Here is a 17324-nt window from a genome sequence, read left to right on the forward strand (position 1 = left end):
GACAATCATGGACGACCTGCTCCGCGAGTTCCTCACGGAAACCTCCGAAAGCCTCGATGTCGTCGACGTCGAGCTGGTGAAGCTGGAGACCGATCCCAATAACCGGGACATTCTCAACAGCGTCTTCCGCCTCGTTCACACCATCAAGGGAACGTGCGGCTTCATCGGCCTCGTCCGGCTGGCGGGTCTCGCCCATGCCGCCGAGACGCTGATGGACGAGTTCCGCAACGGCCGTCCGGTGCAGCCGCACGCGGTGGGGCTGATCCTGCGCACCATCGACCGCATCAAGGAAATCCTGTCGGCGATCGAACGCAATGACGGTGCCGAGCCGGAAGGCTCGGACGCCGATCTGGTGGCGCTCCTGGAGGCCGAGGCCGCGCGTGGCGAGGCACCGGCGGCACCCGTGCCGTCGCCGGCCGCCGCGCCGGCGGAAAGCGCCGGGAAGTCCGGGCGCGGCAAGCCCGCCGGCCCGAAGGCGGTGGCCGCCAAGCCTGAGCCGGCTATGCCCGCTGCCGTGGTGGAAGCCGTGCCGGGAGTGGCACCCGAGGCGGACGCCGAGGTTTCGCTCGACGAGCTGGAGCGCCTTTTCCGCGAGACACCGGTCGAGACGCCGCCGCCCGCTGCCGCGAAGGCTCCGGCGGCGCCTCCGGCCCCTGCCGCTGCCTCTGCGGCGCGGCGTGGCGAGGCGGCGCCCGCTACCGAAGCCGGCGGGGTGGCGGCCCAGACCATCCGCGTCAACGTCACCACGCTCGAAAAGCTGATGAACATGGTGTCCGAGCTGGTTCTCACGCGGAACCAGCTCATGGAGATCTCCCGGCGCACCGAGGACAGCGAGTACAAGGTCTCGCTGCAGCGTCTGTCCAATGTGACGGGCGAGCTGCAGGACATCGTCATGCGCACCCGCATGCAGCCGATCGGCAATGCCTGGCAGAAGCTGCCGCGCATCGTGCGCGACCTCGCGCAGGAGCTCGGCAAGCATATCGAGCTGGAGCAGCACGGCGCGGAGACCGAGCTCGACCGGCAGCTCCTCGACCAGATCAAGGACCCGCTCACCCATATGGTGCGCAACTCCGCCGATCACGGGCTGGAGACGCCGGGCGCGCGCCGGCTGGCGGGCAAGTCCGAGCGCGGCGTGATCCGCCTGTCCGCCTATCACGAGGGCGGCCATGTCATCATCGAGGTCGCCGATGACGGACGCGGGCTCGACCTCGCCCGCATCCGGGCGAAGGCCATCGAGAACGGCCTGTGCACCGAGGCCGACGCCGCCCGGATGAGCGAGGGCCAGCTCTACCGCTTCATCTTCCACGCCGGCTTCTCGACCGCCGCCGCCGTCACCAGCGTATCGGGCCGCGGCGTCGGCATGGATGTCGTGCGTTGCAACATCGAGGCGATCGGCGGGACCGTCGACGTGCGCTCGAAGGCGGGGCAGGGCACCACCTTCGTCATCAAGATACCTCTAACCCTCGCCATCGTCCCGGCGCTGATCGTCCAGGCAGCCGGCGAGCGCTTCGCGCTGCCCCAGTCGGTGGTGCTAGAGCTGGTGCATGTGCGGCCGGGCTCGGAGCATTCGGTCCGCCGGGTCAACGGCCGGCCGGTGCTGTGCCTGCGCAAGCAGCTCCTGCCGATCGTCGAGCTCGGCGCCGCGCTCAGCCTGCGCCCGGCCGACGTCGCGGCACCGGCGGAGGCAGGCGAGAACGCCCTGATCGCGGTGATGCAGGTCGGTTCCCTGCAGTTCGGCGTGGTGGTCGACAGCGTCTCGCACACCGAGGAAATCGTCGTGAAGCCGCTGGCGGCCATGCTGCGCCATGTCGCGATGGTCTCCGGCAGCACCATTCTGGGCGACGGGCGGGTGATCATGATCGTCGATCCCAACAGCCTCGCGCAGCTTGCTGCCGCCGATGCCGAGAAGGCCGGGGCGGGAGATGGCGGTCAGGCCTCGCAGGCCTCGCGCGGCGAAGAGAAGACGTCGCTGCTCCTGCTGCGCGCCGGCCCGCAGGGCCTGAAGGCGGTGCCGCTGGCGCTGGTCACGCGCCTCGAGGAACTGCCGGCCGAGGACGTCGAGGAGCTCGACGGCCGTCCGGTGGTCCAGTATCGCGGCGCGCTGATCCCCATCGTCTACGCCAATGAGCGCGTCACCCGGCGCGACAGCGGCCGCCAGCCGCTGCTGATCTTCAGCGACGGTCCCCGGACCATGGGGCTCGTGGTGGACGAGATCGTCGACATCGTCGAGACCGAGCTGCAGCTCCAGCTTGCCTCGGGCGCCTCCGAGATCGTGGGCGGGGCCATCATCAACGGCGTGGCGACCGAGATCCTCGATGTCGGGCACTTCATGTCCGACGCCTTCGGCAACTGGTTCGAGGTGAGCAACCCCAACGAAGCCGAGCGCCGCCGCCTGCTCCTGGTCGACGACAACGCCTTCTACCGCTCGATGATCGAGCCGCTGCTGAAGGGCAACGGCTATGCCGTGACCAGCTGCCGGAGCGGGGGCGAGGCGCTGGAGCTGCTCGGCCGCGACGAGGCATTCGCCGCTGTGGTCAGCAGCGTCGGGTCCGGCGAGACGCCGCCCGGCGAGATCGACGGCTTCGGCCTCGCCGAGGCGATCCGGGGCGAACTCGGGCGGCGCGACCTGCCGATCATCGCCCTGGCGAGTGTCAGCGAACCCGAGCTGATCGCGCGCGGCCGCACCGCCGGCTTCACCGACTACGTCTCCAAATTCGACCGCACAGGGCTGATCGCCGCCCTCAACGAGTTCACCCGTCACGACCGGCAGGAGGCCGCATGACCACACACGCCACACACGCCGCCCACGGCGAGGCGGGCGGCCATGTCCGCCAGCTCGTCACGGTCCGCATCGGCGGACAGCTGTTCGGGCTGTCGATCGACGCGGTGAACGAGGTCTTCTCCCCCGAGGGCGTCACCCGCGTGCCGCTCGCCGCGCCGGAGATCGACGGCGTGCTGAACCTGCGCGGGCGCATCGTCACCATGATCGACATGCGCGAGATGCTGAAGCTGCGCAGCGAGCAGCCCGCCGTGATGGCGGTGGGCATCGAGAGCGTGGGCGATGCCTTCGGCCTGATGATCGACGATGTCGGCGACGTCCTGATCCTCGACGACGCCGAGCGCGATCCCAACCCCAGCAACCTCGATCCGCACTGGGCCCGCTTCGTCGACGGCGTCTACCGCCTGCCCTCCGAGCTGCTGCTGCTGCTCGACGTCGAGCGGGTCCTCGCCGGCGTCGGTCACGGCGCCTGACGGACGGCCAACGGGAAAGCATGATGAAGACATTTCTGGTGGTCGACGATTCCGCCGTGGTGCGCAAGATCGCGCGCCGCATGCTGGAAGGCTGGTCCTTCTCGGTCGAGGAGGCCGGGAACGGCGCCGAGGCGCTCGGTGCCTGCGACGGGCTGATGCCGGACGGCATCCTTCTCGACTGGAACATGCCGCTGATGAGCGGGCTCGAATTCCTCGAGCAGCTTCGCAGGCAGGACCACGGTCGCGCGACGCGCGTCATTTTCTGCACCACGCTGAACGACGCGGCCAACATCGCGCACGCGCTCTCGGCCGGGGCCGACGAATACATCATGAAGCCGTTCGACGAGGACATCCTGCGGGAGAAGCTCGTCCAGGTCGGCCTGCTGGACGGAGAGCCGATATGACGACGATGCCTGCCGCCCCGGCGCCTGCTCCGCGGCCGTCCGGTTCGCCCATTCGCGTGATGATCGTGGATGATTCCGTCTTCATCCGCGGGATATTGACCAACTGGCTGACGGAGAGCGGCGACTTCCAGGTCGTCGCCGTCCACGCCAACGGACGGCGCGCGGCCGACGATGTGGTGCATTCGCAGCCAGACCTCGTCATCCTCGATCTCGAAATGCCCGACATGGACGGGCTGACGGCCCTGCCGCTGATTCTTGAGCGCAAGCCCGGCACCGCCGTGCTTGTCGCCTCCGGACTGTCGCGGCGTGGCGCGGAGGTGAGCCTGCGCGCTCTGGCGCTGGGCGCAGCGGACTACATCCCTAAGCCCGAGGCCTCACGCGGCGTGGCAGGGATCGAGGATTTTCGCGCCGAGCTCACGGCCAAGGCCCGCAGCCTCGGCCAGCGGTCGCGCGGCCGGCATGCTCCGCGTCTGTCGGCGAGTGCCGCGCCTTCCGGCGGCACGGCGGGGAGTGCATCGGCATTGGCCGCCGGAGCACGCCCGTCGAAGCTGCGTCCCTTCTCGATGATGCCGGTGGGTGTGCTGGCGGTCGGCAGCTCGACCGGTGGTCCTCAGGCATTGACCCGCCTCTTCACCGACATCGGTCCGCATATTGGCCACCTGCCTGTGCTGGTCGTCCAGCACATGCCGGCCACGTTCACGGCGATCCTCGCCGAGCATATAGCGCGCGCGGCCGGACGGCCCTGCGCCGAAGGCCGCGACGGCGAGCCGGTGGTGCCGGGCCGCATCTATGTGGCCCCCGGCGGTCTGCACATGGATGTGACGCGCGGTGCCTCCGGCCTGCAGATCCGCCTGCACGACGGCCCCCCGGTGAATTTCTGCCGGCCGGCCGTCGATCCGCTGTTCCAGGCGGTGGCCGCGCTGTGCGGCGTCTCGGCGCTGGCGGTCGTGCTTACCGGGATGGGCAGCGACGGTGCGGCGGGCGCGCTGCGCATCGCCGAGCAGGGCGGCAGCGTGATCGCCCAAGACGAGGAGAGCAGCGTCGTGTGGGGCATGCCGGGCGCCACCGTGGCGGCCGGCGCGTGCGCCGCGATCCTGCCGATCGGCGAGATCGGCGCGAAGATCAATCGTATGCTCGGGGCACGGGAATGATTGCGGCAGCCGATTACGACTATCTCCGCCGCCTGCTGAAGGATCGCTCGGGCCTCGTCCTGACCGACGACAAGCAGTATCTTCTGGAGACGCGGCTGGAGCCGATCATCCGTGAGGCGGGGTTGGGCGGCATCGCCCCGCTCGTCGGCGCGCTGCGCGAGGGCCGCCGGGCGGGCCTTGCCGACCAGGTGGTCGAGGCCATGACCACCAACGAATCGTTGTTCTTTCGCGACAAGCGCCCCTTCGACCAGTTCACGTCCTTCATGCTGCCCGAACTGGTCGCGCGGCGCCCGGCCGGACAGCCGCTGCGCATCTGGTGCGCCGCCTCCTCGACCGGGCAGGAGCCCTATTCGCTGGCCATGCTGCTGAAGGAGAACGAGCCGCTGCTTGCCGGCCGGCGGGTGGAGATCGTCGCCACCGACCTGTCGTCCGAGGTCGTCGCCCGGGCGCGCGAAGGGCTCTACAGCCAGTTCGAGGTGCAGCGCGGGCTACCGGTCCATTACCTTCTGCGCCATTTCAGCCAGGAAGGGCAGATGTGGCGCATCGCGCCGGCCCTGCGCGCCATGGTGCGCTTCTCGACACTGAACCTGCTGCACCCGTTCGGCCACCTCGGCACATTCGACATCGTGTTCTGCCGCAACGTGCTGATCTATTTCGACGCACCCACCAAGGCCGATGTGCTCGCCCGCGTCGCCGCGGTCATGTCCACCGACGGCTATCTCGTGCTCGGCGGTGCCGAGACGGTGCTGGGCCTTTCCGCCGACTTCACGGCGGGGCCGCGGCAAGGGTTGTACGCAATCGGCCGGGATGCCACGGCCGGCCGCCCGATGCGCATCTGAAATGGTCGGCCATGGCGTGATCCGAGACCATTTCCTGGACCGCCGGAAGCTGGAGTTTCCGGCTTCACGGCGGTGGGCTGGCTACGCCGCCGAGGTTCTGCAGCGAGATCGGGGGCTTGTGACCGATCGACCCGGATCGTTCGTGGATAGCCCACCTTGGCGCAGACCCTCTCCTCGGTCGCCACCACGTGTTCGGCCCGATAGCTGAAAGGCGGCCAGCACACGCGTCGAGCGGCCCGGGGTTTTGTTCGTCCGGTCCCTGCTGGCCCGTCCGGAGCGTGGCTCAGTTCGCCGCGTCCCCGGTGGCGGGCGCCTCGTTCGCCGCTGTCGAGCGGCGGTTCGTCACCCGCCAGACGGCGTTGCCGACATCGTCGGCCACCAGCAGCCCGCCACGGCGGTCGACCAGCACGCCGACCGGGCGGCCCTGCGCCTCGCCGTTCGCGTTCAGGAAGCCGCCAAGCAGCTCCTGCGGCGGGCCGGACGGCCTCCCCTCGGCAAACGGCACGAAGATGACGCGGTAGCCGGCCGGGCGGCTGCGGTTCCACGAGCCGTGCTGGCCGATGATCGCGCCGTTGCGGAAGCGCTCGCCCAGCGTGGCGTCGTCGACGAAGGTCAGTCCCAGCGAGGCGGTGTGCGCGCCCAGCGCATAGTCCGGCTTGATCGCCTTCGCCACGAGTTCCGGACGCTGCGGCTCGATGCGGTTGTCGACATGTGCGCCATAATAGGAATAGGGCCAGCCGTAGAAGCCGCCTTCCTTCACCGAGGTCATGTAGTCCGGCACGAGGTCGTCGCCGATTTCGTCGCGCTCGTTGACGGAGACCCAGAGCTCGCCATTGGCGGGATTCCAGTCGATGCCGACGGGGTTGCGCAGGCCGCTCGCGAAGACCCGAGAGGCGCCGCTCGCCACGTCGACCTCCAGCACGGCGGCGCGATTGGCTTCCTCCTCCATGCCGTTCTCGCCGGCATTCGAGTTCGAGCCGACGCCGACATAGAGCTTCGATCTGTCGGGGCTGGCCAGCAGGCTCTTGGTCCAGTGATGGTTGCGCCCCGCCGGCAGGTCGGTGAGCTTCACGCCGGCGGCGGTGATGCGGGTCGCGCCCTCCTCATAGGGAAAGCGAACGATGGCGTCGGCGTTGGCGACGTAGAACTGGTCGCCCACCAGCGCCATGCCGAAGGGCGAATTGAGGTTCTCCAGGAACGGGCTCTTCGTTTCCGCCACGCCGTCGCCATCGGCGTCGCGCAGCAGGGTGATGCGGTTGGCGCTCGGCGTGCGCGAGCCGGCCCGTTCCATGAACAGCCCCTGCACCCAGCCGCGCAGCCCGCCGGACGCGCCTTCCGGCTTGGGCGGCGCGTCGGATTCGGCGACGAGTATGTCGCCGTTCGGCAGTTCGTAGAGCCAGCGCGGATGGGCAAGGCCGGTGGCGAAGGCAACCGTCTCCATGCCGTCGGCCGGCGTCGGCTTGGCGCCTTCCGGCCAGCCGACTGCCTTGGCGACCTTGAGCGTGGGAATCCACGACGAGGCGGGCGCGGGAAGCTGCGGATCGGGACCGTAGCCGGCGCTTTCGGGCAATTGCGAGCCGCTGTCGCAGCCGGCGACCGAGAAGGCGAGAAGGAGGGCGCAGGGGAGGGCGATCAGCCGTCCGGAACCCCGTGAGAGCGTCGACATGGCGTGCCTCATGGTTTGTGGGCGCGCGCCGGAGCCTGTCGGGCCGAGCAATGCCGTGTGGCGCGGCTGCGCATAGGTGAGGGGTGAACGCGCCGGGATGGGCTTGGTTCGTCTTGCCGTGTTCGTCTTGACGTGGCGTTCGTCCCGCGTTGCCGGAAATGGCGGAACCCTCGCGTCCTGCCTCCGTTAGCCCTCGACGGCCGGCAACCCGCAAGGCGGAGAGGTTTGCGCATGGGCTATGAGGCGACGCTCGGGCGAGGACCCGCGCAGGTGAGGGGGCCGGTGCCGGCTCTCGATGTTGCAGAGGGTTCTCCCGCCCCCGTCCTCGCTCCGGTGACGGGCGGCCTGAGCGCCCATCGCATCGCTTCGGTGCGGGCGCTCGCCCGGCGCATCGCGGCGTTGCGCGGCAGCGCGCTGATCGATCCGCCGCCCAACGCCCTGCGGACGCGCTGCTACGTGGTGCCCGGCGAGACCCTTGTCGGGCCTGACGAGGCGCAGCGCTACGGCATCCGGGACGAGGACGACCTGTTCGGCGGCGTCGTTCCCCATGCCGTGCTGGCCGGCAAGGCGATCACCCATGCCCTCGTCGATCCACAGGCGCCCCGTCCGGAAGGCTGGGTGGAGGATTTCGGCGCGGCGGTGCGCTCGGCGGTGCCGAGGGGATGGTCCTGCTTCGATCTTGCGAGCGCCCGCCGCGCGGCGGAACTCCTGCTGGCCGACGGGCCGGTGCGCCTCAAGGCCGCCTGGGCCGATGGCGGGCACGGGCAGAGCATCGTCGACAACGCGGCGGCGCTGGAGGCCGCGCTAGGCCTTTTCGACGCGCCCGATCTCGCCTGCTGCGGGCTCGTGGTGGAAGAGAATTTGAGCGAAGCCACCACCTACAGCATCGGCCGGGTGCGCATCGGCCGACAGGTGCTGTCCTATGTCGGCGAGCAGTTCACCACCACGGACAATGACGGCGCGAGCGCCTATGGCGGCTCGACCCTCACGGTCGTCCGCGGCGAGCTCGACGCGCTTGCCGCGCTCGATCTCGATGCGCCGCGCCGGGCGGCGGTGGAGGCGGCGAGCCTCTACGACCGCGCCGCGCTGGCGCATGTCCCCGGCCTCGTCGCCTCCCGGCGCAATTACGACGTCATCGGCGGCCGGGACGCGCGCGACGAATTCCGCATCGGCGTGCTGGAGCAGTCCTGGCGCATCGGCGGCGCCTCGGGCGCGGAGATCGCTGCCTTCGAGGCGTTCGCCGCCAATCCCGAACTGGCGGTCGTGCGGGCGAGCTGCGTGGAGCGCTACGGGGCCGAACACGAGCCGCCGCGCGACGCGCTGGTCTATTTCGACGCGGACGACGCGGAGGTCGGCCCGCTGCTGAAATACGCCCGCATCGAGGCCAGGAGCCTGAGAGGAACGGACAGCAGGAAATCGAGCCGTGCATTCTGAAAGCATCTGCATCACCGTCGATGGCGAGCATATCGAGGGCACCTTCGCGGTGCCGCGCACCGGGGTGCCGGGCATCCTCTTCGTCCATGGCTGGACCGGCAGCCAGCAGAGCGACCTGAAGAGCGCGCGCGAGATCGCCGCCCTCGGCTGCGTCTGCCTCACCTTCGACCTGCGCGGCCATGCGGCGACGGAGGCGCTGCGCATGAGCGTGACGCCGCGCCAGAACCTGCATGACGTCGTGGCCGCCTATGACGCGCTGGTCTCCCACCCGATGGTCGACCGCTCGTCGATCGCGGTGATCGGATCGAGCTACGGCGCCTATCTCGCCACCATCCTCACCAGCTTCCGGCCGGTGCGCTGGCTCTCGCTGCGCGTGCCGGCGCTCTACCGCGACGAGCACTGGTCGCTCGCCAAGGGCCAGCTCGACCGGCTGGACCTTACCCACTACCGCAACTCGCCGGTCGGGCCGGACGACAACCGCGCGCTCGCCGCCTGCGCCCGCTTTGACGGCGACGTGCTGGCCGTCGAATCCGAGAACGACCACCTAGTGCCCCACATGACGGTGGCGAACTATGTCGCCGCCTTTCGCCATGCGCGCTCCTTGACCTACCGGGTCATCGCCGGCGCCGACCATGCGCTATCCGAAAAGGAGTCCCGCGCCGCCTACGCCTCCCTGCTGGTCGGCTGGGTCCGCGAGATGGTGCTCGGCGCACGCTAGGCGGCCGCCGCGCGCCGACTCGCCGACCACGGGGTCGCGCTCAGGCCGCCTTATTCTTCGCGCCCGCGTCGAGGCCCAGCCGTTCGATCAGCCGGCGGGCATCCTGCGGGGCGTGCAGCTTGTCGGTATTGTCGAAGAACACGAAGACGTCGCGCGGCGTCCGGCGCGCCGGTTCGGGGGAGGCGAAGTCGCCCTCCTTCAGGACGCGACCGTGTGCCCACGCCGCCACCCGTGCCGCCCATCGGTCGAGGTCGTCGTCGCCGTAGCGCGAGCGGTACAGCTCGCCGGAGCCGTGCAGGCGGCAATAGGCGAAGTCGGCGGTCAGATCCATGAGGCGGGGCCATTTCACCGTGTCGGCGCAGACCAGCGCCAAGCCATGCGTGCGCAGCAGCTCGACGAAGGCCGGCGTGCGGAAGCTTTCATGCCGGATCTCAAGCGCATGGCGCAGCGACCGGTTCGCGTCGGTCTGCGTCACTGCCCGCCCGTCGACCCGCGCGTCGTGGCGGGCGGCGAGGCGCGCGGCGGCCTCGGTGTCCTTGGGCAAGAGCGCGAGAAACGCGCCGATCACCTCGGGGTCGAAGCGAAAGCTCGGTGGCAGCTGCCACAGCAGCGGGCCGAGCTTGGCGCCGAGGCAGAGCACGCCCGAGGCGAGGAAATTGGCCAGTGGAGTCTCGATGTCCTTGAGGCGCTTCGTGTGGGTGATGAAGCGCGAGCCCTTCACGGCGAAGACGAAATCGTCCGGCGTCTCCTCCGCCCAGCGGCGGAACACTTCCGGGCGCTGAAGGCCGTAGAAGGTGCCGTTGATCTCTAGCGCGGGAAAACGACCGGCGGCGAAGGTCAGTTCGCGTTTCTGGACGAGCCCCTTGGGATAGAAATTGCCGCGCCAGGGCGCATAGGTCCAGCCCGATACGCCGATCCGGATCTCGCCTTTTCGCGCCTGCATTCGGGCCTCCCGCGGCTGCGGCCGTTCGACCTTCTCTGCGCCAATCCGGCGAAGGTCCGGCCGGTTCCACCTTTCCATGAGGAACCGAAGCGCGCGGCCGGTCGTTGGGACCCATGATCCCCAGCGACAGGAGCCCGCCGATGCTTGAGCATCACCCTCGCCCGCCCTTCGAACCGCAGCAGCAGCCCATGCCGGGGCGGACGGCGGCCATGTCGCCGCGCCCGGACCATGGCGAAGACAGCTATCGCGGCTCCGGCCGGCTGGAAGGGCTCAAGGCCGTCATCACCGGCGCCGACAGCGGCATCGGCCGCGCCGTCGCGCTGGCCTATGCCCGCGAGGGCGCGGACGTGCTTATCGCCTATCTCGACGAGCACGAGGATGCCGAAGCGACCGCCGCGCTGGTGCGCGAGGCCGGCCGGCAGGCCGTGCTGGTGGCCGGCGACATCCAGCATCCCGAGCATTGCCGCGCGCTGGTGGACAAGGCGGTGAAGGCCTTCGGGCGCGTCGACATCCTCGTCAACAATGCCGCCCATCAGGCGACCTTCGACGAGATTTCCGACATCAGCGACGAGGAGTGGGAGCTCACCTTCAGGGTGAACATCCATGCGATGTTCTACCTCACCAAGGCGGCTGTGCCGCACATGAAGCCGGGCGGCGCCATCATCAACACCGCCTCGATCAATTCGGACAAACCCAACCCGGCCCTGCTCGCCTACGCCACCACCAAGGGCGCGATCCAGAACTTCACCGCCGGCCTCGCGCAACTCCTCGCGGAGAAGGGCATCCGCGCCAATGCGGTGGCGCCGGGGCCGATCTGGACGCCGCTGATCCCCTCCACCATGCCGGCGGAGAAGGTCGCCCATTTCGGCGAGCAGGTGCCGATGAAGCGGCCGGGCCAGCCGGCGGAGCTGGCGACCGCCTATGTGATGCTGGCCGATCCGCTGTCCAGCTACGTCTCCGGCGCCACCATCGCGGTCACCGGCGGCGGGCCGATGCTCTAGTCCGACAGGGAGGATTCCATGCACACCGAACACGCTGCGCGCAGCCTCAGCTATCGCCTCACCGGCCGGGAGGGCGAATGGCGGGTCGAGACGGATGAACTCGCCGGCATGGCCTATGCGAGCAAGGAGGCCGCCTTCGAAGCGGCGGTGGCCGCCGCCTCCAATGCGATCCGCGACGGTTTCGAGGTCATCATCGCCGTGCCGGGCGCCGACGCCGAGCCGATGCTTGGCACCGAGGACACCGGGCGCGGTGCCGGAGGCGACGCCCCGCGCCCGCCTCGCTGACCGGCCGGCCGGGGGATGGGCGGCCGGGCCGCGACGGCGGGAAGGACGATGCGTGTCGCCGGGAGCCTCGCTCCCGGCGTGTTCCTGTGCGCGTGTTCGGGGCCGCAGTCGGCGCTCGATCCCGCCGGGCGCGAGGCGTCCGAGGTCGCCACCCTGTTCTGGGGCATGCTGGCCGGCGCCGCGCTCATCTGGCTTGCGGTCATCGGCGCGGCCGTGTTCGCGGGCCGGGTGCAGAAAGAGCCGATCGGCGATCGCGCGGGCCTGCGGCTGATCCTGTGGGCCGGCGCGGTGATCCCGACCCTCGTGCTTGCCGCGCTGCTGGCCTACGGCCTGCGGCTGATGCCGGTCCTGCGGGCCGGCGAGGCGAGCCTGCGTGTCCATGTGAGCGGCGAGCAATATTGGTGGCGCGTGACCTATGAGCGCGCCGACGGCACGCGGATCGAGAGCGCCAACGAGCTGCGCCTGCCCGCCGGCCGCCCGGCGGAGATCGTGCTCGACAGCGCCGACGTGATCCATTCCTTCTGGATTCCGGCGCTGGCGGGCAAGCTCGACATGATCCCCGGCCGCACCAACCGGCTCGTGCTGCATCCCGAGCGCATCGGTACCTATCGCGGTGTCTGCGCCGAGTTCTGCGGGCGCTCGCACGCCTATATGGCGTTTCCCGTCGTCGTCCTGCCGCCGCAGGAGTTCGAGGCGTGGCTCGCCCGAGAAGCTGCGCCTGCCGAGGTTCCGGCCACATCCACGACCGATACCGGCGCCTTCCTCGCCAATGGCTGCGGCGGTTGCCACGCCGTGCGCGGTACGGCGGCCAGCGGCACCATCGGGCCGGACCTGACCCATCTCGCGTCCCGTCTGACGCTCGGCGCCGGCATGTTCGCGAATACGAGCGAGAACCGCCGCCGCTTCGTCGCCGAGGCCGAGACGCTCAAGCCGGGGGTGCGCATGCCCTCGTTCGGCGCCCTGGCGCCGGCCGAGCTCGACGCCATCGCCGCCTATCTCGGGAGCCTGCGATGAGCGAGAGCGACGCCGCGCGCCGGAAGCGGGAGGAGGCCGAGCTCCGGGCGGTGTGGGACATTCCGCGCGGCTGGCGCTACCTCTCCAACTGCAACAATCAGGTCGTCGGGCTCTGGTACACCGGCGCGTCCTTCTTCTTCTTCCTGTTCGCCGGCGTGCTGGCGCTGATCATGCGCGCGCAACTGGCGGTGCCCGACGGCACCCTCGTCTCGGCCGGCACCTACAACCAGCTCTACACGCTGCACGGCACGATGATGATGTTCCTGTTCGCCGTCCCGATCTTCGAGGCGGTGGCGATCCTCATTTTGCCGCAGATGCTGGCGGCGCGGGACCTGCCGTTTCCGCGCCTCTCGGCCTTCGGCTTCTGGTGCTTCCTCATCGGCGGCGTGTTCGTCGGCGGCTCGATCTTCTTCGACGCCGCGCCCGACAGCGGCTGGTTCATGTATCCCCCGCTCGCCACCGACACGAGCCAGACCGGCATCGGCGCCGACATCTGGCTGCTCGGCCTCTCCTTCATCGAGGTCGCCTCCATCGCGGCGGCGGTGGAGCTGATCGTCGGCGTGCTGAAGTGCCGCCCACCCGGCATGCGCATCAACCTTATGCCGCTCTACTGCTGGTACGTGCTGATCGTCGGCGGGATGATCCTGTTCGCCTTCCCGCCGCTGATTGCCGGCGACATATTGTTCGAGATGCAGCGGCTGTTCGACTGGCCGTTCTTCGACCCGGCGCGCGGCGGCGATCCCGTGCTGTGGCAGCACCTGTTCTGGATCTTCGGTCATCCCGAGGTCTACATCATCTTCCTGCCCTCCATCGCGCTGCTCGCGATGATCGTGCCGACCTTCGCCCGGCGCCCGATCCTCGGCTATGGCTGGATCGTGCTGGCGGCGGTGGGCACCGGCTTCCTCAGCTTCGGGCTGTGGGCGCACCACATGTTCACCATCGGCCTGCCCTCGCTCTCGCTCGGCTTCTTCTCGGCGGCCTCGGAAGCGGTGGCGATCCCGACCGGGGTGCAGATCTTCGTCTTCGTGGCGACGCTGCTGGCGGGACGGGTGATCTTCTCCATCCCCATGCTGTTCGCCACTGGCGCGCTCGCCATCTTCGTCTTCGGCGGGCTCACCGGCGTGATGGTGGCCCTCGCCCCCTTCGACTGGCAGGCGCATGACAGCTACTTCATCGTCGCGCATCTGCACTACACGCTGATCGGCGGTATGTTCTTCCCGCTCGTCGCCGGGCTCTACTATTTCCATCCCTTCATAACGGGGAGGATGCTTTCGGAGCGGCTCGGGCGCTGGTCGTTCTGGTTGATGTTCGCCGGCTTCAACATCGCCTTCCTGCCGATGCACATCACCGGCCTGCGCGGCATGCCGCGCCGCGTCTTCACCTATCCCGCCGACCATGGCTGGGACGGGCTGAACCTCGTCTCCACCCTCGGCGCCTTCACCATGGCGGCGGGCATCGGCGTGCTGCTGTGGGACGTGCTGCGGCCGGGCAAGCCGCGCGCGCCGCGCAATCCCTGGAACGCCGGCACGCTGGAATGGGTGGCGGGCGATCCCTCCGAGCCCTGGGGCATACGCTCAGTGCCACCGATCACCAGCCGCTATCCTCTGTGGGACCAGAGGGACCTCGTGCGCGACATCGACGAGGGCCGCTTCTTCCTGCCCGGCGCGCCCGAGGGCCGGCGCGAGACGCTCGTCACCGGCGTGCTCGACGCCGAGCCGCAGCAGGTGCTGCGCGTGCCGGGCAACAGCTTCAAGCCGCTGATTGCCGCCGTCTTCATCGGCGGCAGCTTCATTGCCACCACCTTTCACTGGTGGACGGCCGCCGTGATTTCCGGCGTGCTCGGCATCGCCGCCATCATGGTGTGGCTGTGGACCGGCACCGCGACGATCCCGGAGACGCCGGAGAAGGACGCCGGCATGGGCACGCGGCTGCCGCTCTACGCCTCCGGCTCGGCGTCGGTCGGTTGGTGGGCGATGTTCATCACCATGGTGGGCGACGGCACCGCCTTCCTCAGCCTGATCTTCGCCTATTTCTACTACTGGACCATCCATGGCGCCTTCCCGCCGGAGGGCAGCCCGACGCCGGACAACGGCCTGCTGCTTGCCGGCGGCGCGGCGGCGGTCGCCGGCTGGGGGCTGACGCTACTGGCGCGCCGGGCGAACGGCGCCGGCCGGCCGGGCCTGTTGCGCGCGCTGATCGCCGGCGCGGCGCTGCTGGCGCTCATCGGCGGCGGGCTGCTCATACTGGCCCCATGGCAGGCGGGGCTCGATTCCGTCGCTCATGTCTACCCAGCGACCGTCTGGGTGATCCTGATCTGGACCGCGCTGCATCTGGCGGTCGGCGTGCTGATGCAGGGCTATTGCCTCGCCGGCAGCCTTGCCGGCCGGCTGACGCGCGAGCACGACATCGACCTGCGCAATGTCGTGCTCTACGGGCATTTCGCGGCGCTCACCGTGGCGACGACGCTGGCGGTGCTCGTCCTCGCGCCGCTGGCGATGTGAGGGGCGGCCATGCTGTTGCGCCGCGAGACCCCGAACCTCTGGACCCTGCTGACCCCGCCGGCCGTGTGGGCGCTGCATTTCCTGTTCTGTTACGTCGCCGCCGCCATCGTCTGCGCGCGGTATCCCGCTTCGCTGGATGGGCTCCGCCTCGCCATCGGCCTTGCCACCATGGCGGCGCTCGCCATCATCGCCATCGCCGGGCGGCAGGCGCACCGGCACTGGGGCTTCGGCTCCGACCTGCCCCCGCACGACGCGCCGACGCCGGAGGACCAGCAGCATTTTCTCGGCTTCGCGACGCTGCTGCTCTGTGCGCTGAGCGCGGTGGCGGTGCTGTTCGGCGCGCTGCCGGCCCTGATCATCGCGGAGTGCCGGTGATGGGCGCGCGTCGGCTCAGCCTGATCGCCGGCTTCGCCGTGCTGGCCCTTGCCTGGGGCGGGCCGTTGCCCGGGCTGAGCGCCCATTCCTTCGCCGCCCACATGACGCTGCATATGAGCGTGGTGGCGCTGGCGGCCCCGCTGATCGCGCTCGGCATCGCCGGCAGCCCGTTCGATCCCTCCTCCCGCCTGCCCCGGCTGTTCAGCCCTCTGGTCGCGGCGATGCTGGAATTCGCGGTGATCTGGGGCTGGCACATGCCGGCCCTGCACCATGCCGCGCGGGCGAGCGTGCCCCTGTTCATTGTGGAACAGGGCAGCTTCCTGCTCGCGGGCCTGCTGCTGTGGCTCTCCTGCTTCGGCGGGGCTGCGGCGGGCAGGGCGGGCGCGGCGCTGGTCGGCACGCTGGGCCTGCTGCTGACCTCCATGCACATGACGCTGCTCGGCGCGCTTATCGCCTTCGCCACTCGGCCGCTTTACGCGCACGGTGCCCACGCCAATGCCGACGTTGCGTCCGCACTCGCCGACCAGCAGCTCGGCGGCGTCATCATGCTGCTGGCCGGCGGGCTGGTCTATCTCGCCGGCGGGCTCGCCTTGATGGCGCGGGTGGTCGGCAACGCCGCGCCGCAGGGGGAGGTGCCGCGATGAGGATCGTCCTCACCGGCCGGCGCATCGTGGCGGGACTGGGCCTTGCGGTGCTGGCCGGGCTTGTGGTCGCGTGGTCGGGCGTGGTGGGTGTCGGCGCCAGCTCCGGCCACTGGCGGATCACCTATCACGGGCTGCACTGGGTGATGCAGAACTCGATCCGCACCTATGCACTGTTCGAACCCGAGCCGCCGGCCGATCTCGACGGTCCCGCCCGCATCCGCCGCGCCGCCGGTCATTTTGAGACCGCCTGCGCCTTTTGCCACGGCTCGCCGCTGAACCCCGAGCCGGCGCTGCCGACCGCCATGACGCCGATGCCGCCGGGCCTGACGGGCGCCGCCGCGAAATGGACCCCGCGCGAGCTGTCGCGCATTGTCCGGCACGGGGTGAAATATACCGGCATGCCGGCCTGGCTCGCCCCGCAGCGCAGCGACGAGGTGTGGGCGATGGTCGCCTTCCTGCGCGCCCTGCCGCAGATGTCGGGCGAAGACTACCGCCGGGCGGCCTTCGGCCAAGCCTCGCCTGAGGATCCTGCGCTGGCCCGCTGCGCCCGCTGCCATGGCGTCGGCGGCGGCTCTTCCGGCGGCGCCTTCCCGATGCTTGCCGGCCAGAGCGAGGATTATCTTGTCGAGGCGCTGGCGGCCTATGACCTCGGCACCCGTCCCAGCGGCTTCATGCGGTTGGCGGTGGACGGCGTCTCCGAAAGCGAGTTGCGCCGGTTGGCGCGGCACTACGCGTCGCAACCGGGGCTAAGCGAGGTCAGCGTGCCGGACGGTTCGGCGGGCAGCCGCATTGCGTTCGAGGGCCTGCCGGCGCGCGACGTACCGGCCTGCGAGAGCTGCCACGGTGCCTCGGCGCGGCGCAATCCCTCCTATCCACGTCTTTCCGGGCAGGACGCGGCCTATCTCGCGGCGGCGCTGCGGCGGATGGGCGAGGACGCGCCGCTCAATCCTCGCGCCCGCATCATGCACACCATAGCAAAGCGCCTGCCGGATGCCGCCATCGATGCGGTGGCGGATTTCTATGCCGCGCGGGGTGGCGCGCCGTCGCCCTGAGCGCGGCCGGAACTTTGCCGGCCCCGCATGGTTGCCCCCACCAGG

General features: G+C 70.0%; 16 protein-coding genes. 14 read left to right on the forward strand and 2 right to left on the reverse strand.

Going from position 1 to position 17324, the window contains the following annotated elements; all coding sequences use genetic code 11:
• Positions 1–7 precede the first annotated feature (7 nt).
• Genes MWN33_RS07800 through MWN33_RS07820 form a run of 5 tightly spaced genes read left to right on the forward strand, consistent with a single transcriptional unit; the run spans position 8 to position 5646 of the window.
• Positions 8–2782 carry a hybrid sensor histidine kinase/response regulator gene (locus tag MWN33_RS07800; RefSeq protein ID WP_247199931.1) on the forward strand — a complete coding sequence of 925 codons (2775 nt, stop codon included), beginning with the start codon at positions 8–10 and terminating at the stop codon, positions 2780–2782.
• On the forward strand, positions 2779–3252 hold the full coding sequence (locus MWN33_RS07805; RefSeq protein ID WP_247199932.1) for a chemotaxis protein CheW: 474 nt from the start codon (positions 2779–2781) through the stop codon (positions 3250–3252). Before MWN33_RS07800 ends, MWN33_RS07805 begins: the two co-directional genes overlap by 4 nt.
• A 23-nt stretch (positions 3253–3275) precedes the next feature.
• Positions 3276–3656 (forward strand): response regulator, encoded by a 381-nt coding sequence (locus MWN33_RS07810; RefSeq protein WP_247200330.1) that lies wholly within the window; start codon positions 3276–3278, stop codon positions 3654–3656.
• Positions 3653–4807, forward strand: a complete 1155-nt coding sequence (locus MWN33_RS07815) for a protein-glutamate methylesterase/protein-glutamine glutaminase (RefSeq protein WP_247199933.1) — start codon at positions 3653–3655, stop codon at positions 4805–4807. Before MWN33_RS07810 ends, MWN33_RS07815 begins: the two co-directional genes overlap by 4 nt.
• On the forward strand, positions 4804–5646 hold the full coding sequence (locus MWN33_RS07820; RefSeq protein WP_247199934.1) for a CheR family methyltransferase: 843 nt from the start codon (positions 4804–4806) through the stop codon (positions 5644–5646). The genes MWN33_RS07815 and MWN33_RS07820 overlap by 4 nt, the downstream gene beginning before the upstream one ends.
• Positions 5647–5929: 283 nt before the next feature.
• Here the strand turns inward: MWN33_RS07820 and MWN33_RS07825 are convergent, their stop codons facing one another.
• Positions 5930–7312 carry a PQQ-dependent sugar dehydrogenase gene (locus tag MWN33_RS07825; RefSeq protein WP_247199935.1) on the reverse strand — a complete coding sequence of 461 codons (1383 nt, stop codon included), beginning with the start codon at positions 7310–7312 and terminating at the stop codon, positions 5930–5932.
• A 231-nt stretch (positions 7313–7543) separates the two neighbouring features.
• On the opposite strand from MWN33_RS07825, the gene MWN33_RS07830 reads away from it, so the two are divergent.
• Positions 7544–8746, forward strand: a complete 1203-nt coding sequence (locus MWN33_RS07830) for a DUF3182 family protein (protein ID WP_247199936.1) — start codon at positions 7544–7546, stop codon at positions 8744–8746.
• Positions 8736–9464, forward strand: a complete 729-nt coding sequence (locus MWN33_RS07835; RefSeq protein WP_247199937.1) for an alpha/beta hydrolase family protein — start codon at positions 8736–8738, stop codon at positions 9462–9464. The genes MWN33_RS07830 and MWN33_RS07835 overlap by 11 nt, the downstream gene beginning before the upstream one ends.
• A gap of 40 nt (positions 9465–9504) precedes the next feature.
• On the opposite strand, the gene MWN33_RS07840 is transcribed toward MWN33_RS07835, so the two are convergent.
• Positions 9505–10407 carry a DUF72 domain-containing protein gene (locus MWN33_RS07840; RefSeq protein WP_247199938.1) on the reverse strand — a complete coding sequence of 301 codons (903 nt, stop codon included), beginning with the start codon at positions 10405–10407 and terminating at the stop codon, positions 9505–9507.
• A 140-nt stretch (positions 10408–10547) separates the two neighbouring features.
• Here MWN33_RS07840 and MWN33_RS07845 point away from each other — a divergent pair, with 140 nt between their 5' ends.
• The 7 genes from MWN33_RS07845 to MWN33_RS07875 are packed head-to-tail and all read left to right on the forward strand — an operon-like array spanning position 10548 to position 17279.
• Positions 10548–11408 (forward strand): glucose 1-dehydrogenase, encoded by an 861-nt coding sequence (locus MWN33_RS07845; RefSeq protein ID WP_247199939.1) that lies wholly within the window; start codon positions 10548–10550, stop codon positions 11406–11408.
• 18 nt (positions 11409–11426) lie between these two features.
• Positions 11427–11693 carry a hypothetical protein gene (locus MWN33_RS07850; RefSeq protein ID WP_247199940.1) on the forward strand — a complete coding sequence of 89 codons (267 nt, stop codon included), beginning with the start codon at positions 11427–11429 and terminating at the stop codon, positions 11691–11693.
• 48 nt (positions 11694–11741) lie between these two features.
• Positions 11742–12707, forward strand: coding sequence for a cytochrome c oxidase subunit II (gene coxB / locus MWN33_RS07855; protein ID WP_247199941.1), 966 nt, complete (start codon positions 11742–11744; stop codon positions 12705–12707).
• Positions 12704–15208 (forward strand): cytochrome c oxidase subunit I, encoded by a 2505-nt coding sequence (gene ctaD, locus MWN33_RS07860; RefSeq protein ID WP_247199942.1) that lies wholly within the window; start codon positions 12704–12706, stop codon positions 15206–15208. The genes coxB and ctaD overlap by 4 nt, the downstream gene beginning before the upstream one ends.
• A gap of 9 nt (positions 15209–15217) precedes the next feature.
• Positions 15218–15583: a hypothetical protein gene (locus tag MWN33_RS07865; RefSeq protein ID WP_247199943.1), complete on the forward strand. Its 366-nt coding sequence runs from the start codon at positions 15218–15220 to the stop codon at positions 15581–15583.
• Positions 15583–16227 (forward strand): cytochrome c oxidase assembly protein, encoded by a 645-nt coding sequence (locus MWN33_RS07870; RefSeq protein ID WP_247199944.1) that lies wholly within the window; start codon positions 15583–15585, stop codon positions 16225–16227. Before MWN33_RS07865 ends, MWN33_RS07870 begins: the two co-directional genes overlap by 1 nt.
• Complete coding sequence (locus tag MWN33_RS07875; RefSeq protein WP_247199945.1) at positions 16224–17279, forward strand: c-type cytochrome; 1056 nt, start codon at positions 16224–16226, stop codon at positions 17277–17279. The genes MWN33_RS07870 and MWN33_RS07875 overlap by 4 nt, the downstream gene beginning before the upstream one ends.
• The last annotated feature ends 45 nt before the right edge of the window (positions 17280–17324 follow it).

Origin of the sequence: Ancylobacter koreensis, from assembly GCF_023016525.1 — a bacterium.
Lineage (GTDB): Bacteria > Pseudomonadota > Alphaproteobacteria > Rhizobiales > Xanthobacteraceae > Ancylobacter > Ancylobacter koreensis.